Source organism: Streptomyces sp. NPDC086777 (assembly GCF_040702065.1).
Classification (GTDB): Bacteria; Actinomycetota; Actinomycetes; order Streptomycetales; family Streptomycetaceae; genus Streptomyces.
In genome coordinates this window covers 1-20,190 of sequence record NZ_JBFBJI010000035.1, presented here as the reverse complement: position 1 = coordinate 20,190, position 20,190 = coordinate 1, and the positions used below count along the sequence as shown (strand labels likewise).

The window sequence follows — 20,190 nt, the reverse complement described above, 5'->3', positions numbered from 1 at the left end:
GACCCCGCGACGGGCCCACCGGCGTGCGGCTCGGCAGCACCGCCGGGACGCCGTCACTTGAGGCCGCTGAGCATGACGCCCCTGATGTAGTACTTCTGCAGCAGCAGGAAGAGGACGAGGACCGGCAGGACGCTCAGGACCAGTCCGGCCATGACGATGGGCAGGGTCCTGGTCGGGTCGACGTAGTCCTGGAGGAGCTGGATGCCGACGGGCAGGGTCATCACGTCCGGGTCGGCGGTGGAGACGAGCAGGGCCCAGATGTACTCGTTCCAGGCGTCGACGAAGGTCAGCAGGCCGAGGGTGACCAGGACCGGCTTGGTCTGCGGGACGACGATCCGCCACCACACGGCGAACTCGCCGGCCCCGTCGATGCGCGCGGCCTCCAGGACCTCGTCCGGGAGGGAGACCATGAACTGGCGCGTCAGGAAGATCCCGAAACTGCTGACGAGAAACGGCATGGCGAGGGCCAGGATGCTGACGGTGAGTCCCGCGCCGCCGCGCCCGAGCAGGTCGTTGCCGCCTGCCAGCGGCCAGTGCACCAGGATCAGGAAGTGCGGGATGAAGAAGAGGAACGGCGGGAACATCATCGTCGACAGCACGAGCCGGAAGACGAGGTCCCGTCCCGGGAAGCGGAGTTTGGCGAGCGCGTAGCCCGCGAGCGACGACGTGAGCAGCACCGAACCGGTGATCGTGGCGGTGGCGACGACGCTGTTGCGAAAGAGCACCGGCAGGTCCAGCTGGTGGATCGCCGCCCGGTAGTTGGACAGGTCGAACGCCCTCGGCAGGAACCGGTAGGGCAGGGTGCCGGCCTCGTCCGGTCCCTTGAAGGACGTCATCAGCATGTCGGCGAACGGCACCACGGTGAGCACCGCGCCGGTCACCACCAGCAGGTACGAAAGCCACGGGAGGCGGCGGCGGATCACGCGTCCTCCCCCTTGCGCCGGAAGAGCCAGAGCTGGACCAGCGTGACCGCGAGGACCACCGCGAACAGCACGAAGGCGGCGGCGCTCGCGGTGCCCCAGTCGCCGTAGGAGAAGGCCTGCCGGTACATCTCCAGGGCGGCCACGTCGGTGGCGTCCCCGGGGCCGCCCTTGGTCATCACGATGATCAGCGCGAAGGACTGCAGGCCGGTGAGGAACTGGGTGACGCACACGAACAGCAGGGACGGCCGCAGCAGCGGCAGCGTGATCCGCCAGAAGACGGTCGAGGGCCCGGCGCCGTCGAGCGCGGCGGCCTCGTAGTACGTCTCGGGGACGGACTTCAGCCCGGCGGTCAGGACGAGGATCGCCGAGCCGACGGAGGCCCAGGCCTGGACGACCACCACCGCGGGCAGTGCGGTGTCCGGGTCCTGGAGGAACGCCACCGAGTCGAGCCCGACGGCGTTGAGGGCGCCGTTGACGAGGCCGCCCGGCTCGTACATGTACTTCCAGACGTTGCCGACGGCGACGACGGTCGTGACGATCGGCAGGAAGTACAGGGTGCGCCACAGCCCCTGGAACCGCAGCTTGTCGATGCAGGTGGCGACGAGCACGGACCCGGCGAGTGCGAGGGCCACGGTGCCGAGGGCGAAGAGCAGCGTGTTGGTGAGGATCGGCGTGAGGAACGCCGAGCCGTCGGCGAACAGGCCGGCGAAGTTGTCCAGGCCCACCGGGTCGATGTCGCCGAGGTCGAACCCGGCCCAGCGGGACGTGGAAAGGAGCACCGCGAAGCCGAGCGGCAGGGCGAGGAAGACGGCGTAGAACAGCAGCGTCGGCGCCAGGAAGAGGTAGGCGACGACGGCCTGCCGGCGCCGGTTCCGGGCCTGGACCCGGAGTCCGACGGCCGTGGACCCGCCGTGCGCCGCCCGTTCGGTGGGCTCCGGTGCCAGGGTGGCGTTCACCATGACCGCGCCACCTCCTGGTCGACCTGGCGGCTGGTGGCGCGCAGGGCCTCGTCGACCGTCTGCCGACCGGTCCACAGCGCCTCGATGTTCTTGCGCAGCAGCGACTTGGCCTGCTGTGCGCCGGGCACGTTCGGTTCGGGTACGGCGTACGTCAGCGCGTCCAGGAACGGATGCAGGTTCGCGTCCCCGCCCGCGCCCAGGAGCCGGCGCATGTCGTCGGCGCGGCCGGTCAGGGAGCCGACGGACGCCTGCAGGGCGCTCATCCGGGTCGTACCCCCCACCTTCTCGGTGTTGAGCCAGCGCAGGAACTCCCAGGCCTCGTCAGGGTGGCGGCTGGCGGTGTTGACGCCGAGCATGAAACCGGTGGCGAGGGTGGCGCGCCTGCCACCGGCCTCCGGGAGCGGTACGGGAGCCACGCCGACGTCCCGGTAGGCCGGGCCCATCAGGGCCTTCAGGTTCGCGGTCCACCAGCCGGCGCTGATCACCATGGCGACCTGGCCGGAGGCGAACGCCTGGTAGACGTTGACGCCCGGGGCGCTCGCCCCCCTGTCGACGAGGCGGCGCTCCAGGCCGAACACGGCGCGGCCGGCCGGGGAGTCGATGGCGGTGCGCCTGCCGTCGGCCGAGACGAACCGCCCGCCGGCTGCGTTGAGCAGCGCGAGGGTCTGGCCGACGGTCGTGGAGTCGTCGAAGGTCGAAAGACCGAACCCCTGGACCAGCGTGTTGCCGTACCGGTCCTGCCGGGCGGTCCGGTACGCGGCCTCCTCCAGCTCCGGCCAGGTGCGGGGCGGAGCGTCGACACCGGCCGCGCGCAGCAGCCGCCTGTTGTAGTAGAGGGCGTACGTCTGCATCTCGGTGGGGTAGCCGTAGACCCTGCCCGCCACCGATGCGGAGCCGGCCGCGGCGGCGCCGTAGCCGCGGCCGATCTCCTCGGCGTACGCGGGCGGCGCGGGCCGCAGCACCCCGGCGCGGACGAGCTGGCCGTTCCACAGGCAGTACGGGTGCAGGATGTCCGTGCCCTGACCCGCGGCCTGCCGGACCATGAAGGTGGTCAGCAGGTCGGTGAACTCGACGGCCTTCGTCCGCACCTTGACCCGGTCGTGCAGGGCGTTCCACTCGTCCACCGGCCCCTGGAGGGCCTTCTTCAGCTCGCCGCTCGCGTAGTGGGAGAGCAGGGTGAGGACGACGGGGTCGCCGGGCCGCCCGGTGCCCTGGTGCGGGGCCGCGCAGCCGGAGACCAGGAGCGCCGAGGGCAGCGCGAGCGCGAAGTGACGCCGGCTCAGTGGCGGTGTCACCGGGCGCTCTCCCTGCGCAGCACCCTGAACACCCGGGTCGTGGTGAAGCCGCTCTTGCGGTAGAGGTGCCCCGCCGGGGACTGTGCACCGGTCCACAGGAACCACGCGGAGTGCGCGCGGAGCGCCCGCATCCGCTCCAGAACCAGGTGCAGCAGGGCCTCGCCGAGTCCGGTGCCGCGCATCTCCTCCAGCACGCCGATCGGCCCGAACCGTTCGTCCACCGAGTCGAACGCGCCGTGCATCGCCCAGCCGACCATCCGGCCCCCGGGGTCGCGGGCCACGACGATCCGGTCGAGCGGTGTGCCCGCCGTCAGGCACGCCCGGATCGTGGCCGCCCAGTCCGGCCCGAAGTGACTCCCGGCGAGGGCGAGGAGGTCCACCAGGTCGTCGTCGGCCGGGGTGCCGAACCGGTAGCCCCGCGCGGTCAGCTCGCCCACCCGGAGGACGACCTCGTCCGGGAGCCGGTAGCCGACCAGGACGCGGTCCATCGCCGCCGCCTCGTACAGGGTACGGAAACCCAGGGAGTCGAGGAGCCCCGCCGCCTCCGGGTAGGCCTCGGCGTCCAGTCCGGGGAAGACGTAGTTCGGGGTGTACGAGGAGAAGTCCACCCTGGTCCGGCCGTGGTCGTGCAGCCAGTCGAGGGCCTCGGTGAGCAGCCGGCGGCCGAGGCCGTGGCCGCGGGCGTCCGGGTCGACGAAGAAGAAGGGGATCCAGCCCTGTTCCGGCTCCAGGTCGGTGCCGGCCATCGGGGTCAGGCGGCGCACCGCGTAGGCGGCGCCGACGACCCGTTCGCCGTCGACGGCGACCCGCAGCCCCTCCGGATCGAAGTTGGGGTCGAGCAGCACCAGGGAGCGGAAGCGGTCCGCGGTGACGGGATCGGCCGGCGCGCTGCGCCGCCACGCCGCCACGACCCGCGGTCCGTCGCCCGCGCGAAAGCCGCGGATCCCGGTCCGGGTGGTCGTCGCGAGAGTGGTGAGATCGGTCATCGACGGGGGTGTCCTTCCGGGCGGGGCGGCAGCTGTCGGAGCGGGAGCGGCGGGTCTCACGGGTAGAGCAGCACGTCGTCACCGGCCCACCGGCCGGGCGGGGCCGGCGGGTCGCACAGCGGCAGCGGGTCGTCGCCCGCGTCGACGGTGCGCCGCAGCCGGTCGGATCCCCAGAGCAGGTCGACGAAGTGCCGGTGGCCGGTGCCCCCGGCGCCGCCGGCGCCGCCGTCGGTGTCCGTGGTGTGCCAGGCGAAGTCGTCCGGATACAGCCGCCGTAGCACGGCGAGCATCGCGACGGCGGTGCGCACGGGGGCGAACGCCGCGTGGTCGGTGACGTGGAGCTGGACCCCGCGCAGCTGCCGGCCGGCGTGCTTGTGGAAAGCCGGCACGAACCGCAGGTCGCGGAAGTGGACGCCGGGCAGGGCGAGTTCGGCGAGGGCGGGGGCGAACCGGGCGTCCAGGTACGGAGCGCCGACGATCTCGAATGGCTGGGTGGTGCCCCGGCCCTCCGACAGGTTCGTGCCCTCGAAGAGGCTGGTGCCGGGGTACACCCCGGCGGTGGCGGGCGTCGGCATGTTCGGGGAGGGGGCGATCCAGGGCAGGCCGGTGGCGGCGGCGTCCAGGGCGCGCCGCCAGCCGAGGGCCTCGATCACCGTCAGGTCGGCCGCACGGCCGGCGGCTCGGGGTACGGCCGAGGCGTTGAGGTGCCGGGCGAGTTCACCGCAGGTGAGGCCGTGCCGGACGGGGATGGGGGCGCGTCCGACGAAGCTGGACCACGCCGGGTCGAGCAGGGGGCCCTCGCTGACGAGTCCGCCGAGCGGGTTGGGCCGGTCGGCGACCACGAACCGGATGCCGGTGCGGGCCGCCGAGGCCATCAGGTCGAACATCGTCCACACGTAGGTGTAGCACCGGGTCCCGATGTCCTGGAGGTCGTACACCAGGGCGTCGACGCCGCTGTCGATCAGCAGTTTGTCGAGCCGCTCGCCGTCGCGCCGGTAGGTGTCGTGGACCGGCAGCCCGGTGCCGGGGTCGGTCGGGGCGGCCTCGCTCTCGCCGGCCTGGCCGGTCCCGTGCAGTCCGTGTTCGGGACCGAACAGGGCGACGAGGGGCGCACCGGCCTCGATCAGCGCGGGTGCGGCCGGGCGCAGGTCGGGCAGGGCACCGGTGTGGTTGGTCACCAGCCCGAGGCGGCCGGGTCCGGCGAGTACGGGCGCCGCGTGCAGCCGTGCGATGCCGGTCGTCACGGTGCCGCGGTGGTCCGTGCTCATCCGTTGCCCCGTCCGCCGGTGAGATCTTCCTTGAGCAATAGTGAGGAATTTACTCTTATGTCACGTAATTCCGGGAAGGAATCGCGGGGAACCGGATTGCCCCGATGGTGTGACGCCGCCGGTCCCGCCGACTCCCGTGCGCGTCGCAGGCGTTGGAACAGGCATGGGCCCCAGTGACACCTCTTCCTTCGCCCAACTGCCGGACGCCTGCCGCCTGGACGGTCCCCGCCCGGGCGAGGACGTCCCCGACCCGGCACCCCCGGCGCCGCCGTCGCCGGTGTGGCGGACCGCGATGGTCGGCCTGTCGGCGCTCACGGTCGTGGTCGCCCTGGTCGTGGCGTTCGTGTGAACCCCGGCCGGCCGGACCGGGCGTCCCGACACGCCGACGCGCGTCCCCCGGACGTGGGACGTCTCCGTGTCGCTGGGACATCCGGGTGCGGTGACGGTGTGTGATGGCATCGGACCCCGGTGCACCCGGGGCCCGGTCGGTCATCGCTTTCGCCGTTCCCGAAGGACTTCACCATGCGCCTCCTCCGTCCGCTCGCCGTCGCTCTCGGCGGGCTCGCCCTCACCGTCATCACCGTGGGACCGGCGGCCGCCGCCGACGGGACGTTCGTCTGGGTGGGGCCGAAGGGCAAGGCGTACGCCATCCAGAACCCGCCGGACCGCAGGTGCCTCGACATGGCGCAGGAGGCGCGCGGGCCGCAGAACGCCACGAAGAAGGCTCTGGTCGTCTACAGCAAGGCGAAGTGCAAGGGGACCACCCACCGGGTCGCCCCCGGCCACTCGGCCTCCGGCAGCGTCCGCTTCGCCAGCGTGGTCTTCGACCCCCGCTAGGCCGCGGCCCGTTGCACTCCCCGGTGGCGCCGGTCACGTCTGGTGACCGGCGCCACCGGTCTGTGTGCGGGCGTCACAGGGGCGCGCGGGCGACCGCCATCACGTAGGCCCCGAACAGCAGCGAGACCGCGGCGAGGGCGCCTACGACGAGAGCCGCCTGGACGGGGCGGACGCGCCGGCCGGCGACCAGGGCGCGGGCGAGCGGGATCAGGAGGGGGAAGGCGGGGAGCAGGAAGCGGGGCTTGGAGGAGAAGGAGCCCGAGCCGCCCACGACCACCAGCACCAGGACACCCGCGAAGACCACCAGGGCCAGTGGGGCCCGCTCCAGGCAGAGCAGCCCGAAGAGCAGCAGTCCGGCGGCGACGATCACCAGGTCCGCCGCGTAGACGAAGCCGCCGCCGTGCAGCAGCAGGCCCTTGAGGAAGCGCAGTGAGCCGGCGCCGAAGTCGAAGCGGGAGCTCCAGGCGTCCTGCACCTGGAAGTAGCCGTGCAGGAGGCTGCCGGTGCGCCGGCCGACCCACAGGACGTAGCCGAGCCAGCCGAGCGGGGCGAGCAGACAGCCGGCCCACAGGGCGATCGGGACGCGGCCACGGCGCCGCACCGCCTCGTGGGCGCCCGCGGCCAGGACGGCGGCGGCAACCGCGAACCCGGTGGGGCGGGCGAGCCCGGCCAGCGCGGCCAGCCAGCCGGCCCACAGCCAGCGGCCCCTGAGGACGCCGTACAGGGACCAGGCCGCGAGGGCCGAGAAGAGGGACTCGGTGTACGCGATGGTCAGTTCGACCGACTGGGGCAGTACGGCCCACAGGACGACGAGCGCGGCGGCGACGGCTCGGCCGTACAGGTGGTCGCCGATCCGGTGGATGCCCCACGCGGCGGCCACGGCGGCGGTCCAGGCGACGGCCAGCGCGGCCTTGCCGGGGGTGAGGGGCAGGACCGTCGTCACGGCGCGGACGAGCCCGGGGTAGAGCGGGAAGAACGCCCAGTCGGTCTGGACGGCTCCCCTGTGGGTGATCAGGATGAGGTCGCCGTAGCCGTGGGTGGCGATGTGCAGGTACCAGCGGGCGTCCCAGGCATGGGCCAGGTCCCCGGTCAGGGGGCGCCCCATGACGTGGTTCGCCACGGCGACGGCGGCGACTCCGGCGAGCCGGACGGCCGCGAACAGGGCGAGGGCGGGCAGCGGGCCGGACGGGGCGCTGCGGCCGGGTGCGGGATGGGCGGGGCCGGTCTGCGCAGCGGACCCGGGCCGCGGGACGGAGGACGTGCTCACGCTCCGACCTTCGGCAGCGGCCGGCGACCGCGCAACACGGCACGGAGGCTTCTCACGGTCTTCCCCCCGGGTTCAGAACGTCGCGACCGGCATCACACCCGGACCCCCTTGATCGATCATTCACCGGCCGGTTTAGCATATGAGCGCCACCCAGCTCGATCGAGAGATTCAGGTCTGTGACTGTCAACGACGACTCGTTCACCAACTGGAAGAACCGCGAGGAGATCGCGGAGTCGATGATCCCGCTCATCGGGAAGCTGCACCGGGAGCGGGACGTGACGGTCCTCCTCCACAGCCGCTCCCTGGTGAACAAGTCGGTGGTCAGCATCCTCAAGACCCACCGCTTCGCCCGTCAGATCGACGGCGCCGAGCTGTCGGTCACCGAGACGATGCCGTTCCTGCGGGCGCTCACCGCGCTCGACCTCGGCCCCTCCCAGATCGACATCGGGATGCTCGCCGCGACCCACAAGGCCGACGACCGGGGCCTGAGCGTCGAGGCGTTCACCGCGGAGGCGGTCGCCGGGGCCACCGGCGCCAACAAGATCGAACAGCGGGAGCCGCGGGACGTCGTCCTGTACGGCTTCGGACGCATCGGCCGCCTGGTCGCCCGGCTCCTCATCGAGAAGGCCGGCTCGGGCAACGGGCTGCGGCTGCGGGCCATCGTGGTGCGCGGCGCGGGTGGCGAGGACATCGTCAAGCGCGCCTCGCTGCTGCGCCGCGACTCCATCCACGGCCAGTTCCAGGGCACGATCACCGTGGACGAGGAGAGCAGCACGATCCTCGCCAACGGCAACGAGATCAAGGTGATCTACGCCGACGACCCGAGCGCCGTGGACTACACGGAGTACGGCATCCGGGACGCGATCCTCATCGACAACACCGGCAAGTGGCGGGACCGCGAGGGCCTGTCGAACCACCTGCGCCCTGGGATCGAGAAGGTCGTGCTGACCGCGCCGGGCAAGGGCGACGTCCCGAACATCGTGCACGGCGTCAACCACGACACCATCAAGCCGGACGAGCAGATCCTGTCCTGCGCCTCCTGCACCACCAACGCGATCGTGCCGCCGCTGAAGGCCATGGCCGACGAGTACGGGGTGCTGCGCGGCCACGTGGAGACGGTGCACTCGTTCACCAACGACCAGAACCTGCTGGACAACTACCACAAGTCCGAGCGCCGCGGCCGGTCCGCGCCGCTGAACATGGTCATCACCGAGACGGGCGCCGCCTCCGCCGTGGCGAAGGCGCTGCCCGACCTCGAGGCGCGCATCACCGGCAGCTCGATCCGGGTCCCGGTACCGGACGTGTCGATCGCGATCCTCAACCTCCAGCTGGCCCGCGAGGCCTCCCGTGAGGAGGTCCTGGACTACCTCCGCGAGGTGTCGCTGACCTCGCCGCTGAAGCGCCAGATCGACTTCATCACCGCCCCGGACGCGGTCTCCAGCGACTTCATCGGCTCGCGCCACGCGTCGATCGTGGACGCCGGCGCGCTGAAGGTGGAGGGCGACAACGCGATCCTCTACCTCTGGTACGACAACGAGTTCGGCTACTCCTGCCAGGTGGTCCGGGTCGTGCAGCACGTCTCGGGCGTGGAGTACCCGACGTTCCCGTCCCCGGCGGTCTGACGCCCTTCGCGCCCTCCGGCAGCCCGGCCCCCCTGCCCACGGGGAGCCGGGCTGTCCGCGCTCTTGACGCGATCACGGCCCGATGGCAGCTTTTTATCGATACAACCGACTTCACGGACCATGTTCCAGATCTCGAACAGACTTCTTCAACAGACCCCCCTGAACAGCCCCTCGGACAAACCACTCGGACAGGAGTGCCCGCGTGCCCACCGCGACCGTGACCGCGATCATCAACCTCGACATCGAGGGCCCGACGATCAGCCGCCACCTCTACGGCCACTTCGCCGAACACCTCGGCCGCTGCGTCTACGGCGGCTTCTGGGTCGGCGAGGACTCCCCCGTCCCCAACGAGGGCGGCATCCGTCTCGACGTGGTGGCCGCCCTGCGCGCCCTGGACATCCCCAACCTGCGCTGGCCGGGCGGCTGTTTCGCCGACGAGTACCACTGGCGGGACGGCGTGGGACCGCGCGCGCAGCGGCCCCGGATGGTCAACACGCACTGGGGCGACGTCGAGGAGAACAACCACTTCGGCACCCACGAGTTCATGGCCCTGTGCGAGCTCCTCGGCGCCGAGCCCTACATCAGCGGCAACGTCGGCTCCGGCACCGTCCGTGAGATGAGCGAGTGGGTGGAGTACCTCACCCGGGACGGCGACAGCCCGATGGTGCGGCTGCGCAAGGAGAACGGCCGCGAGGAGCCCTGGCGGGTGACGTACTGGGGCATCGGCAACGAGACCTGGGGCTGCGGCGGCAACATGCGTGCCGAGTACTCCGCCGACCTGGCCCGCCAGTACGCCACCTACTGCCGCGACCACGGCGACAACAAGCTCTACCGGATCGCCTCCGGTGCCTCCGACGCCGACTATAAGTGGACCGAGACCCTGATGCAGCAGATCAGCTGCTTCGGCTGCGAGGCCACCCCGAAGAACTTCTTCCAGGGCCTCTCCGTCCACTACTACACGCTCTCCGGCCCCTGGGAGGCCAAGGGCAGCGCCACCGGGTTCACCGTCGAGGACCACTACCGCACGATGCTGTCGGCCCAGCGCGTCGACCGCATCCTCGCCGGCCACTCCACCGTCATGGACGTCTACGACCCGGGGCGTACCGTCGGCCTGGTCCTGGACGAGTGGGGCACCTGGTGGGACGTGGAACCGGGCACCAACCCGGGCTTCCTCTTCCAGCAGAACACCCTGCGCGACGCGCTGGTGGCGAGCACCCACTTCGACATCTTCCACCGGCACGCGGCCCGCCTGCACATGGCCAACATCGCCCAGACGGTCAACGTCCTCCAGGCCATGCTCCTCACCGACGGCGACGCCCTGGTCCTGACCCCGACGTACCACGTCTTCGAGATGAACAAGGGCCACCAGGACGCCACGTCGCTCCCGGTGCACCTGCGCGGCGAGGGCATCCGGCGCGCGGTCGGGGCCGCGGAGCTGGAGACGGTGTCCGCCTCGGCCAGCGTCAAGGACGGCGCCGTCCTGATCTCGCTGAGCAACCTGGACGCCGAGGAGCCGGCCGAGGTCACGCTCGACCTGCGCGGCGGCACCCTCGGCGAGCCCGCCGCCCGGATCCTCACGGCCGACAAGCTCCAGGCCCACAACACCCCCGAGGCGTCGACGGCCGTCTCCCCGCGGGCGTTCGACGGCGTGTCCGTGACCGCCGGCGGACTGCGGCTCACCCTCCCGCCCCACTCGTTCGTGACCGTCCAGGCCCCCCTCGACCGGTACTGACCCGCAGGAGCGCGCACATGACCCGACCCGCACGCCCGCTGCCCGCCCGGCACCTGCGGCCGCCCATGGGCTGGAACAGCTGGGACTGCTACGGCACCACCGTCACCGAGGAGGAGGTCCTCGCCAACGCCGCGTTCCTGCGCGAGCACCTGCTCCCGCACGGCTGGGACACCGTCGTCGTCGACATCCAGTGGTACGAGCCCACCGCCCGCGCCCACGGCTACAACCCGGACGCCCCGCTCGTCCTCGACGGGCACGGCCGCCAGCTCCCCGCCCCCAACAGGTTCCCCTCCGCGGCGGGCGGGGCGGGGTTCGGGCCGCTGGCCGCGCGGGTGCACGACATGGGCCTGCGGTTCGGGCTGCACATCATGCGAGGCATCCCGCGGCACGCGGTCGAGGCGGAACTGCCCGTCCTCGGCACGGAGTTCACGGCCGCGGAGGTGGCCGACACCGACTCCGTGTGCCCCTGGAACTCCGACAACTACGGCCTGGATCACGACCACCCCGGCGCCCAGGCCTACTACGACTCCCAGGTCGCCCAGTTCGCCGCCTGGGGGGTGGACTTCGTCAAGGCCGACGACATGCTCTTCCCGTACCACGAGCGGGAGATCGCCGCCTACGCGCGGGCCGTCGAACGCAGCGGGCGGCCCATCGAGCTGAGCCTCTCCCCCGGCACCGACATGTCCCTCGCCCGCCTGGACCACCTCCGGGAGCACGCCACGATGTGGCGGGTCTGCGACGACCTGTGGGACCGCTGGGAGGACGTGGAGGCGCAGTTCGCGCGGATGGCCCGCTGGGCTCCCTGGCAGGGCGCAGCATCGACATGCGGCCCTGCCGCGGGGGGCTGGGCGGACGCCGACATGCTGCCGCTCGGCCACATCGGGATCCGCGCCGAGCGCGGCGCGGACCGCCAGTCCGCCCTCACCCACCCCGAGCAGATCAGCCTGCTCACCCTCTGGCTGATCTCCCGCTCCCCGCTGATGATGGGCGGTGACCTGCCCACCTCCTCACCCGAGACCATCGCGCTGCTCACCAACGACGAGGCCCTCGACGTCCTGTGGCACAGCACCGGCAACCAGGAGGTGCTGCGGGAGCGGGACCTGGTGCTGTGGACCGCCCGGGACACCGACGGGCGCACCCGCTACGCCGCGGTCTTCTCGCTCGCCGCCGAGGAGCGGCGCGTCGAGGTGCCGCTGGGGTCGGTCGGTGCCACCGCCCGCGACCACGTCCGGGAGCTGTGGACCGGCACCGGGACCGTCCACGACGGCCGGTGCCTGACCGCGGTGCTGCCCGCCCACGGTGCCGCCCTCTATCGTCTTGCCGAGGACAGCCGGCGGGAGTGAGTGTGGCGACGATCCAGGACGTGGCGAAGGCGGCCGGGGTGTCGGCGATGACCGTCTCCAACGTGATGAACGGGCACCCCAACGTCCGCCCCGCCACCCGGGAGCGGGTCCTGGAGGCGATGGACCGGCTCGGCTACCGGGTCAACGTGGCCGCCCGCAATCTGCGCAAGGGCCGTACCGGGACCATCGGCCTGGCCGTCCCCGAGATCGACCGCCCCTACTACGGCCGGCTGGCCGCCTCCATCATCGCGGCGGCCGGCCGGCACGGCCTGCGGGTGAGCATCGAGCAGACCGGCGCCCGCCGGGAGAGCGAGCTGGCCGCTCTCTCGCAGTCCCGCAACCGGCTCTACGACGGTCTCATCCTGAGCACGGTCGGCATGGGCCCGGCAGATGTCGGGGCGCTCGACGTCGACCACCCGGTGGTGATCCTCGGCGAGCGGATCTTCGGCGGGCCCGTCGACCACGTCGCGATGCCGAACGAGGCCGCCGCCGAGGCCGCGACCCGCCATCTCGTCGAGCGGGGCTGCCGTCGGATCGCCCTCGTGTGCGGGCGGCTGGGCGAGGAGGCCGACGTGTCGAGCCTGCGGCACGCCGGGTATCTGCGGGCCCTGGCGGCCGCGGGGCTGCCGGCGGACCCGGAACTGGTGGTGACCGCCGAGTCGCTGACCATGCGGGAGGCCGCTCGCAGTGTCCGCGAGCGGACGGCGCGGGGCATCGGCTTCGACGGGGTGTTCTGCGTGACGGACACGGTCGCCATGGGCGTGCTGCGCGCGCTCGCCGACGCCGGGATCCGGGTGCCGGAGCAGGTCAAGGTCATCGGCTTCGACAACGTCGACGAGAGCGCGTACCTCGTCCCTTCCCTGTCCACCGTCGACCCCGACCACGACCTGATGGCCGAGCGCGCGGTCGCCCTGCTGGCGGCCCGCATCGACCGGGGCGGCCCGGCGCCGGGCGGGGAGGAGTTCGCCGGTCCGTTCCGGGTGGTGGTGCGGGAGTCCACGGGCGGCTGACCCAGCGGTACCGGGGCAGCGTCGGACGAGGCGTCCGATCAGGGGTCAGACCAGGTGGGCGAAGACCACCAGGTTCTCCGTGTAGTCCCTGACGTCGTGGTCGTAGTCGCCGGCGCAGGTGATCAGGCGCACCTCGGGACGGCGGGTGTCCGCGTAGACGCGGTCGCTGGGGAAGTCGTCCTTCGCGAAGGTCTCGGCGTCGTCGACCACGAAGTCCGCCTCCGAGCCGTCGGCCCGGTCCACGCTGAAGCGGTCGCCGCGCTCCAGTTCGTCCAGCCTGGCGAAGACGGCCGCCGAGGTCACGGTGTCGACGTGCCCGGCGATGATCGAGGTGCCCGCCTCACCGGGTGCCGCGCCCCTGGAGTACCAGCCGACGAGGTTGGTGTTGGCGGCCGGCGGGGGCTCGAGCTGGCCCGTGGAACCGATGGTGAGGGCGGTGAAGGGGGCGTCGACGGAGATCTTCGGGATGAGCAGGCGGATCGGCGTGGACCGGGGCAGCGCCTCGCCGGTCCGGCGGGGATCGGCCGACGGCATGGCGTCCGTGCTCCCGGCCCTGGTGGGGCCCGTCGCGTCGGAGCCGCTCGTGTGTCCGCCGATCACCGCCACAGCGACGAGCAGGGCGGCGAGGCACCACACGGGGAACCGTCCGCCGGGCGGGGAGCTGCCCGCACCGTTCCGGTCGTCGGGGCCGTCGGGGGCGGTGGGGGCTTCGGGGGTCTGGGTGGCGGAGCCAGCTGCCATCGACGTTCACCTTTCCGGGGCACGGCAGCGGGAGGGCGGGACACAGGGGTCGCGGTGCCGTCGGAGTGTGGAGCGCCGACGGCACCACGGCCCCCGCGGGCGTGGGCCCATCAGGACGCGGATCCGGGGACTCTCCTGCGCCGCAGCGCGTAGGCACCGCTGGCCGCTACGCCGAGCACGGCCAGCCCGCCGGCCGTGACACCGGGCGAGGCGAGGGCGCCGCCGCCGGTGTGCATACCGCCGTGCGGCCGGTCGCTCTCCTCGTCGTCGCCCCAGGACGAACCGCCCTGGTCCTTCCCCTTGCCGCCCTGGTCCTGCTTGCCCCCCTGGTTCTGCTTGCCTCCCTGGTCCTGCTTGCCTCCCTCGTCCTCGTCGCCCTGGCCCTTGTAGGAATCGGGGTCGAACCTGCTGTCGTTGCTGCTGTAGGAAGAGTCGTCGCGGCTTCCGTCGTCCCGGTCGCCCGAGCCCGCGGCCTGAGCCGCCGGGGCGGAGAGCGCGAGGGCCGCGGTGGCGGCCGTGGTCGCGAGGATCATGCGGGCAGAACGCATCTCGATGTCCTTCCGCCGTGGCCGGGCGCCGATACTCCATCAGCTGTAACGACCCGGCCCCGACATGAACCACCGTCAGTCAGCCCCGCGGCGCGCACCATCCAGGCGGCCCATCCGTGGTCACGACACGCCCAACACCGCCCGGCTGGGCCAATCCCCCCTCCGGCCACACCGCCATTCGGGCGGTGGTGGGCCCGTCGTCGGCGTGTCGCCGCATGACGGGCCCGTCCCGGTGTCAGTAGCCGACGTGGAAGGTGGCGTCGGCCCGGTCCGTGCTCGTGGAGACGGGGTCGATGCGCAGCACGAAGTCGGAGTGGCGGAGGTAGCGCGTCGGGTAGTTGTACGAGCGGAACGAGGACCAGGAGGCGTCGGCCAGGCCTGCCGTCCGGTAGAACGTGGCGTCCTGGGCGAACGTCGTGGTGCCGTCGTTCTCGTCGAGCCGCAGCTGGTAGTCGTAGTGGCGCAGGTACCGGGCCGGGTAGTTCACGGACCGGAAGGACACGCCGCCGCTGTCCGCGAGGCCGGGGACCAGCGTCCACATGCCGTCGGCGTACGGGTCGAAGGCGTACTCGTCGATCCGCCCGACGAAGTCGCTGTGCCGGACGTATCTGGCCGGGTAGTTGTAGGACTTCAGCCGGTTCCAGGTGGGGGTGCCCCACTTCGCGACGAGGTTGTCGTACTCCGTCGTGGTGATGGGCTGGATACCGCAGTGCTTGGAGTTGAGCGGCTGGGTGTACGTCTTCTGGTCGAGGGCGGTCCAGGTGCCGGCGGACAGGGTGCTGGTCTGCCAGGCGTAGAAGACGCCGTTGGGGTCCCAGGTGTCTCCCCAGAGGTACCAGGTGGAGCTCGATGTGAGGGACTTGACCAGGGTCGGGGCCTCGGTGCCGTGGTGCGAGACGGCCGTGGAGAACTCGGTGAAGCTGCCCGGGTCCAGTGAGGCGGAGCGGGCGCCGACGAGCGTCGAGTTCTTCTTGAAGTACAGGTAGTTCACGCCGCCCACGCCGACGGCGAGGTCGCCGTCGATGACGTCGTAGCCGGGGTCGAAGAAGACCTGCGGGTCGCCGGCGGTCACGAAGTCACCGGTGTAGTTGATCATGATGACGTTGTGGCCGCTGTCGTTGACGGCGGAGTAGATGACGCCGTACGTGTCGCGTCCCGCGTCCCAGAAGGCCTCGGGGGCCCAGGCGTGGGTGTCCATGTCGTGCAGCTTCATCCGCCGGTAGCCGGTGAAGGTGCGCAGGTCGGTGGAGTCCCAGACGTGGATGTACTGGCTGACGTAGGACCAGTCGGTGCCGTAGAGGTCGGTGGCGAGGACCACGAAGGTGCCGTCCTGCTTGCGCAGGACGAACGGGTCGCGCAGGCCGAGGGAGCCCGCGGTGGGGGTGGCGACGGGGTCGTTCTGGTTGAGCGGGGTCCACTGGAGGCCGTCGGTGCTGACGGCGAGGTGCAGGCCGTAGTCGGCGGCCAGCATGTCCGGGGACTCGGTGAAGTAGCACATCACGTAGGCCGAGTCGGTCGCCGCCCGGGCGGCTCCGGCGCCGAGGGCGAGAGCGCCGGTGGCGGCGAGGGGGACGGTGACGGCCGCACCGAGGAAGTGACGGCGCGACAGGGGGGTGCCGTTCATGTGCGCTCCAGACGAGGGGGGATGTCCGGGATTTCGGACACGGTTCGGAAGACCGATCAGAAACTAGAGGGGGGCGTGGAGCGCGTCAATGCTTGTGCAACAAGGGAGTTACTGGGAATTCACTGTGTGCAGCCTCCTCGAAATTCGCCTGCTTCCGGGCGAGAGGGATGGGAATCTTCTCCATGGTCCGATGAGTACCGCAGGGGGAGGAATCACCGCAGTGAACCGTATGCGTACGTCTTTCCGGGTCCTGGCCGTCACCGACGCCCTCACCGCCGCCCAACTCGCGCTCGCCACCGGCGCGTCGGCGCGGGCGGGGACCGGCGCGGAGACGGCGAGGAGCACCGGCTGCCCGGTCGACATCGTCTGTCCGAGCCGCTTCGCCGTGAACGCGAGCGGCTGGGTGCCCGACGGCGGCCTGTACTTCGGGGTCGGGAACAGGAGCACGGCCAAGAGCTTCAAGAAGGTCACGTCCACCGTGCCGGACGTCAGGAACATCCGCTTCGGCGGCGCCACCGCCAAGGGCGGCAAGGTCGGCCATCGGACGTCGAAGACGGTGTCGGTGTACGCGACGACGCTCAGGAAGAAGGGCTCGCTCGGGGTGAAGGTGCGGACGCACCTTCTGAGCACCCACACCCGCACGGTGCGGTCCACGCTGCGCGGCTCGGGGTGGAACTGCGCCGTCGACCAGGGCACCTGGGGCTCGTGATGCCGCCCGGACCGTACCCTGGTGGCCGTGGTCGACGGCGGCGAGGGTCCGGGCGCGGTGGCCGCCCGGCTCACCGGGCGGCCGGTCTCGGGGGTACGGACGGGGCCGGGCGGCCTGGCGGAGGTGACGCTCGCGGGCGGCCCCACGGTCGTGGTCAAGGCCGGTGACGGCCCCGGGGCGGTGGCGGCCGAGGTGGCCGGACTGCGCTGGCTGGCCGCGGCCCGGGCGGTGCCGGTACCCGAGGTGCTCGGGCACGACGAGCGGTGGCTGGTGACCGAGCTGGTGCGCACCGGACGTCCGGACGCCGGGGCGGCGACGCGGTTCGGCCGGGCACTGGCCGCCCTGCACGCGGCGGGCGCCCCGGCCTTCGGGGCGGCCCCGCCGGGCGGTCCGCGCGACGCCCGGATCGGTCTCGCCCCGATGCGCAACGAGCCCGGCACCGACTGGCCGCAGTGGTACGCCGAGCATCGGGTGCTGCCGTACCTGCGCGAGGCCGCCGACCGAGGGGTCCTGCGGACGGGCGAGGCCACCGTGATCGAGCGGGTCTGCGAGCGGCTGCCGGAGCTCGCGGGGGCGCCCGAGCCGCCGGCCCGGCTGCACGGCGACCTGTGGAGCGGCAACGTCCTGTGGGGCGCCGACGGCCGGGTCCGGCTGATCGACCCGGCCGCGCACGGCGGGCACCGCGAGACCGACCTCGCGATGCTCCACCTCTTCGGCTGCCCGTACCTGGACCGGATCCTGGCGAGTTATCAGGAAACGGCCCCGCTGTCCGACGGCTGGGCCCGGCGGGTCGGTCTGCATCAGCTGTTCCCGCTACTGGTGCACGCGGTGCTCTTCGGACGGAGCTATGCCGAACAGGCTTTGGCGACATCCCGGAATTTCACGGACATGTGACCCCGTCATGTGCCGGACGGGATGTGAAATCGGCCACGTGCGGGGGCGAATCGCCGGTTCCCCCTTAACAAGCTCTTAATTCGGCCTGAGATTACGCAGAGTAAGGAAACCAACCACGCGTTCGAATCGTATAAGTGCATGGAAGAACGAAACAGGGAGAGACCATGCAACCGTTCGCGCTCAACTACGCACGCCCCGCAGTGCAGTTGGACGTCACCACTCCGTACGCGTATGACTCCGGACTGCAGTTGAACGTTCTCCTCGATGGCCGGATCGCAGCCACCGATCACGCAACGCTCAGAGCCCTGGGGACCACTACCTCCACCGCGGGTTCCAAGACGCACTTCGACGACTGATCGCGGAACCTCACGATGACCGTGCTCATCCTGACCAGTGACGAGGACGTGACGGCGGACATGGTGGTCCTGCGGCTGCACGAGGCCGGAGTGCCCGTCGTCCGTCTCGATCCTGCCGATCTGACCAGTGGTGTGGCCCTGTCGGGCGAGTTCGTGCAGGGCGTCAGCCGCGGGCATCTGTCCGTGAACGGGCGCCTGGTGAGCATGAACGGCCTGCGCTCCATCTGGGTGCGCAGGCCGGGGGCGGCGGCCGCCCGCGCGGCGCAGCCGTCGGCGTGGCTGACCGAGGAGTCCGCGCAGGCGCTGTACGGCATGCTGCGCGGGACCGACGCGCGCTGGATGAACCATCCGGACGCGGCCCGCCGGGCCCGCCACAAGCCGTGGCAGCTGCGGCTGGCGCAGCAGAGCGGGCTCGCCGTGCCCGCGACGCTGATCACCACGTTCCCGCAGGCGGCGCGGGAGTTCGCGGAGCGGTTCCCGGACCTCGTGGTGAAGCCGGTGTCGGGTGCGCATCCGCAGGAGCCGCCGCGGGCCGTGCCCACCAGCCGGGTGGCGCCGGACGCCGACTTCGCGGCGGTGGCCTTCGGCCCGACACTGCTGCAGCGGCGGGTCGCCAAGCGGGCCGACATCCGGCTCACGGTGGTCGGCGACCGGCTGCTGGCCGCCCGCAAGCCGGTGAGCCCGGACGCCCACCCCGACGACGTGGACGTCCGGTTCGCGCCGTCCGAAGCCCCCTGGCAGGAGACGCAGGTCCCGCCGCGAGTCGCCGAGGCCGTCCACACGTATATGAAGGACGCCGAGCTGGCCTACGGCGCCTTCGACTTCGCGGAGGACGCCGACGGCATCTGGTGGTTCCTGGAGTGCAACCAGTCGGGCCAGTTCGGGTTCGTCGAGATGGACACCGGCCAGCCGATCGCCGAGACCATCGCCGGGTGGCTGGCACATGGCAGCGACCGGTGCCGGTCCTACGCCGACCGGGGGCGGAGCACGACGGCTTGACCGGCTGGGCGACGATGTGGAACCGGGTACGGAGAAAGGAACGCGAGATGCGCATCGGACTGCTGGGCACCGGGCCCTGGGCGCGGGCGGCGTACGCCCCCGCGCTGGCGGGGCACGGTTCGCTGGACTTCACCGGGGTGTGGGGCCGCCGCCCCGAGGCCGCCGCCGAACTAGCCGGGGAGCACGGCGTCCGGGCGTACGAGGACGTGGACGAGCTGCTCGGCGACGTGGACGCGGTGGCCGTGGCGCTGCCGCCGCTGGTCCAGGCGGAGCTGGCCGTACGGGCCGCGACGGCCGGCCGGCACCTGCTGCTGGACAAGCCACTCGCGCTCGGTGTCGCCGAGGGACGGGCGGTGGTGGAGGCCGCCCAGCGGGCCCGGGTCGCCTCCGTGGTGTTCTTCACCACCCGGTTCCAGCAGGCGCCGGAGGCGTGGATCGGGGAACAGGCCGCCGCGGCGGGCTGGTTCACGGCCCGGGCGCAGTGGCTGGGTTCGGTCTTCACCGGTGAGAGCCCGTTCGCCGACTCGCCGTGGCGGCGGGAGAAGGGTGCGCTGTGGGACGTGGGGCCGCACGCCCTGTCCGTGCTGCTGCCGGTGCTGGGCGACGTACGGCGGGTGGCGGCCGCCGTGCACGGTCCCGCCGACACCGTTCATCTCGTCCTCGACCACGCGGGCGGGGCGTCGAGCACGGTGACGCTGAGCCTGACCGCGCCGCCGGCCGCGGCCGGCGCCGATGTGGAGCTGCGGGGCGAAGCGGGGGTCACGCTCCTTCCGAGGAGTGCGGAGGGGGCGGTTCCCGCGCTGACCCGGGCCGCCGACGCGCTGGTCACGGCCGCGCGCACGGGGCGGGGGCACCCGTGCGACGCGGCCTTCGGCCTGCGGGTCACCGAGATCCTCGCGGAGGCGGAGACGCTGCTGGGCAAGGACGTCGGCTAGGCGCTCCGCCGGAATCGCCGCGATGCACCGCCGTCGTTCCACTGCGGCGCCCCGCCACCCCAGGCGGAACAGGCGACAAGCCACCGTCCAGGACGTAGACACGGGTGTTGTCCAACGGCCGACCGATCGGCAACACCGACCC

Annotated in this window: 20 protein-coding genes; 11 read left to right on the top strand and 9 right to left on the bottom strand. The window is 72.1% G+C overall.

Going from position 1 to position 20,190, the window contains the following annotated elements; translation table 11 throughout:
• Positions 1–53 precede the first annotated feature (53 nt).
• The 5 genes from AB0472_RS35465 to AB0472_RS35445 are packed head-to-tail and all read right to left on the bottom strand — an operon-like array spanning position 54 to position 5,431.
• Positions 54–923, bottom strand: a complete 870-nt coding sequence (locus AB0472_RS35465; RefSeq protein WP_366362755.1) for a carbohydrate ABC transporter permease — start codon at positions 921–923, stop codon at positions 54–56.
• Positions 920–1,882 (bottom strand): sugar ABC transporter permease, encoded by a 963-nt coding sequence (locus tag AB0472_RS35460; RefSeq protein WP_366362753.1) that lies wholly within the window; start codon positions 1,880–1,882, stop codon positions 920–922. Before AB0472_RS35460 ends, AB0472_RS35465 begins: the two co-directional genes overlap by 4 nt.
• Positions 1,876–3,177, bottom strand: coding sequence for an extracellular solute-binding protein (locus AB0472_RS35455; RefSeq protein ID WP_366362751.1), 1,302 nt, complete (start codon positions 3,175–3,177; stop codon positions 1,876–1,878). Before AB0472_RS35455 ends, AB0472_RS35460 begins: the two co-directional genes overlap by 7 nt.
• On the bottom strand, positions 3,174–4,163 hold the full coding sequence (locus AB0472_RS35450; protein ID WP_366362749.1) for a GNAT family N-acetyltransferase: 990 nt from the start codon (positions 4,161–4,163) through the stop codon (positions 3,174–3,176). The genes AB0472_RS35455 and AB0472_RS35450 overlap by 4 nt, the downstream gene beginning before the upstream one ends.
• Positions 4,164–4,219: 56 nt before the next feature.
• On the bottom strand, positions 4,220–5,431 hold the full coding sequence (locus AB0472_RS35445) for a DUF1343 domain-containing protein (protein ID WP_366362747.1): 1,212 nt from the start codon (positions 5,429–5,431) through the stop codon (positions 4,220–4,222).
• Positions 5,432–5,594: 163 nt separating this feature from the next.
• Between AB0472_RS35445 and AB0472_RS35440 the strand changes: the two genes are divergently transcribed.
• Positions 5,595–5,780 carry a hypothetical protein gene (locus AB0472_RS35440; RefSeq protein WP_366362745.1) on the top strand — a complete coding sequence of 62 codons (186 nt, stop codon included), beginning with the start codon at positions 5,595–5,597 and terminating at the stop codon, positions 5,778–5,780.
• 173 nt (positions 5,781–5,953) lie between these two features.
• On the top strand, positions 5,954–6,268 hold the full coding sequence (locus AB0472_RS35435) for a hypothetical protein (protein ID WP_366362743.1): 315 nt from the start codon (positions 5,954–5,956) through the stop codon (positions 6,266–6,268).
• A 73-nt stretch (positions 6,269–6,341) separates the two neighbouring features.
• On the opposite strand, the gene AB0472_RS35430 is transcribed toward AB0472_RS35435, so the two are convergent.
• Positions 6,342–7,535: a hypothetical protein gene (locus AB0472_RS35430; RefSeq protein WP_366362741.1), complete on the bottom strand. Its 1,194-nt coding sequence runs from the start codon at positions 7,533–7,535 to the stop codon at positions 6,342–6,344.
• A gap of 176 nt (positions 7,536–7,711) precedes the next feature.
• Between AB0472_RS35430 and AB0472_RS35425 the strand changes: the two genes are divergently transcribed.
• From AB0472_RS35425 to AB0472_RS35410, 4 genes are all read left to right on the top strand, one after another.
• Complete coding sequence (locus AB0472_RS35425) at positions 7,712–9,157, top strand: glyceraldehyde-3-phosphate dehydrogenase (protein WP_366362739.1); 1,446 nt, start codon at positions 7,712–7,714, stop codon at positions 9,155–9,157.
• Between the two features lie 202 nt (positions 9,158–9,359).
• Positions 9,360–10,889, top strand: coding sequence for an alpha-L-arabinofuranosidase C-terminal domain-containing protein (locus AB0472_RS35420; RefSeq protein ID WP_366362737.1), 1,530 nt, complete (start codon positions 9,360–9,362; stop codon positions 10,887–10,889).
• Positions 10,890–10,906: 17 nt separating this feature from the next.
• Positions 10,907–12,232 carry a glycoside hydrolase family 27 protein gene (locus AB0472_RS35415; protein WP_366362735.1) on the top strand — a complete coding sequence of 442 codons (1,326 nt, stop codon included), beginning with the start codon at positions 10,907–10,909 and terminating at the stop codon, positions 12,230–12,232.
• Between the two features lie 2 nt (positions 12,233–12,234).
• Positions 12,235–13,242 (top strand): LacI family DNA-binding transcriptional regulator, encoded by a 1,008-nt coding sequence (locus AB0472_RS35410; protein ID WP_366362733.1) that lies wholly within the window; start codon positions 12,235–12,237, stop codon positions 13,240–13,242.
• A gap of 45 nt (positions 13,243–13,287) precedes the next feature.
• Here AB0472_RS35410 and AB0472_RS35405 read toward each other — a convergent pair whose 3' ends face one another.
• From AB0472_RS35405 to AB0472_RS35395, 3 genes are all read right to left on the bottom strand, one after another.
• Complete coding sequence (locus AB0472_RS35405; RefSeq protein ID WP_366362731.1) at positions 13,288–13,983, bottom strand: class F sortase; 696 nt, start codon at positions 13,981–13,983, stop codon at positions 13,288–13,290.
• A gap of 110 nt (positions 13,984–14,093) precedes the next feature.
• A complete protein-coding gene (locus AB0472_RS35400) occupies positions 14,094–14,531 on the bottom strand; it encodes a hypothetical protein (protein WP_366362729.1) in 438 nt (145 codons plus the stop codon).
• Positions 14,532–14,766: 235 nt separating this feature from the next.
• Positions 14,767–16,155 (bottom strand): glycoside hydrolase family 43 protein, encoded by a 1,389-nt coding sequence (locus tag AB0472_RS35395; RefSeq protein WP_366362727.1) that lies wholly within the window; start codon positions 16,153–16,155, stop codon positions 14,767–14,769.
• A 229-nt stretch (positions 16,156–16,384) separates the two neighbouring features.
• On the opposite strand from AB0472_RS35395, the gene AB0472_RS35390 reads away from it, so the two are divergent.
• The 5 genes from AB0472_RS35390 to AB0472_RS35370 all read left to right on the top strand — a co-directional run bounded on the left by AB0472_RS35390 (position 16,385) and on the right by AB0472_RS35370 (position 20,048).
• Positions 16,385–16,864 carry a hypothetical protein gene (locus AB0472_RS35390; protein WP_366362725.1) on the top strand — a complete coding sequence of 160 codons (480 nt, stop codon included), beginning with the start codon at positions 16,385–16,387 and terminating at the stop codon, positions 16,862–16,864.
• Between the two features lie 27 nt (positions 16,865–16,891).
• Positions 16,892–17,758 (top strand): fructosamine kinase family protein, encoded by an 867-nt coding sequence (locus AB0472_RS35385; protein WP_366362861.1) that lies wholly within the window; start codon positions 16,892–16,894, stop codon positions 17,756–17,758.
• 164 nt (positions 17,759–17,922) lie between these two features.
• Positions 17,923–18,114 carry a putative ATP-grasp-modified RiPP gene (tgmA, locus tag AB0472_RS35380; protein ID WP_133024031.1) on the top strand — a complete coding sequence of 64 codons (192 nt, stop codon included), beginning with the start codon at positions 17,923–17,925 and terminating at the stop codon, positions 18,112–18,114.
• 15 nt (positions 18,115–18,129) lie between these two features.
• Entirely contained in the window at positions 18,130–19,113 is a 984-nt protein-coding gene (gene tgmB, locus AB0472_RS35375) for an ATP-grasp ribosomal peptide maturase (protein WP_366362723.1), read from the top strand.
• 47 nt (positions 19,114–19,160) lie between these two features.
• Positions 19,161–20,048 carry a Gfo/Idh/MocA family oxidoreductase gene (locus AB0472_RS35370; RefSeq protein ID WP_366362721.1) on the top strand — a complete coding sequence of 296 codons (888 nt, stop codon included), beginning with the start codon at positions 19,161–19,163 and terminating at the stop codon, positions 20,046–20,048.
• The last annotated feature ends 142 nt before the right edge of the window (positions 20,049–20,190 follow it).

Bases quoted from the DNA above. Each gene is read 5' to 3' on its own strand.
- AB0472_RS35460 (WP_366362753.1), bottom strand. From the start codon at position 1,882: ATGGTGAACGCCACCCTGGCACCGGAGCCCACCGAACGGGCGGCGCAC.
- AB0472_RS35450 (WP_366362749.1), bottom strand. From the start codon at position 4,163: ATGACCGATCTCACCACTCTCGCGACGACCACCCGGACCGGGATCCGC.
- AB0472_RS35445 (WP_366362747.1), bottom strand. From the start codon at position 5,431: ATGAGCACGGACCACCGCGGCACCGTGACGACCGGCATCGCACGGCTG.
- AB0472_RS35440 (WP_366362745.1), top strand. From the start codon at position 5,595: ATGGGCCCCAGTGACACCTCTTCCTTCGCCCAACTGCCGGACGCCTGC.
- AB0472_RS35435 (WP_366362743.1), top strand. From the start codon at position 5,954: ATGCGCCTCCTCCGTCCGCTCGCCGTCGCTCTCGGCGGGCTCGCCCTC.
- AB0472_RS35415 (WP_366362735.1), top strand. From the start codon at position 10,907: ATGACCCGACCCGCACGCCCGCTGCCCGCCCGGCACCTGCGGCCGCCC.
- AB0472_RS35405 (WP_366362731.1), bottom strand. From the start codon at position 13,983: ATGGCAGCTGGCTCCGCCACCCAGACCCCCGAAGCCCCCACCGCCCCC.
- AB0472_RS35400 (WP_366362729.1), bottom strand. From the start codon at position 14,531: ATGCGTTCTGCCCGCATGATCCTCGCGACCACGGCCGCCACCGCGGCC.
- AB0472_RS35395 (WP_366362727.1), bottom strand. From the start codon at position 16,155: ATGAACGGCACCCCCCTGTCGCGCCGTCACTTCCTCGGTGCGGCCGTC.
- AB0472_RS35390 (WP_366362725.1), top strand. From the start codon at position 16,385: ATGCGTACGTCTTTCCGGGTCCTGGCCGTCACCGACGCCCTCACCGCC.
- tgmA (WP_133024031.1), top strand. From the start codon at position 17,923: ATGCAACCGTTCGCGCTCAACTACGCACGCCCCGCAGTGCAGTTGGAC.
- tgmB (WP_366362723.1), top strand. From the start codon at position 18,130: ATGACCGTGCTCATCCTGACCAGTGACGAGGACGTGACGGCGGACATG.
- AB0472_RS35370 (WP_366362721.1), top strand. From the start codon at position 19,161: ATGCGCATCGGACTGCTGGGCACCGGGCCCTGGGCGCGGGCGGCGTAC.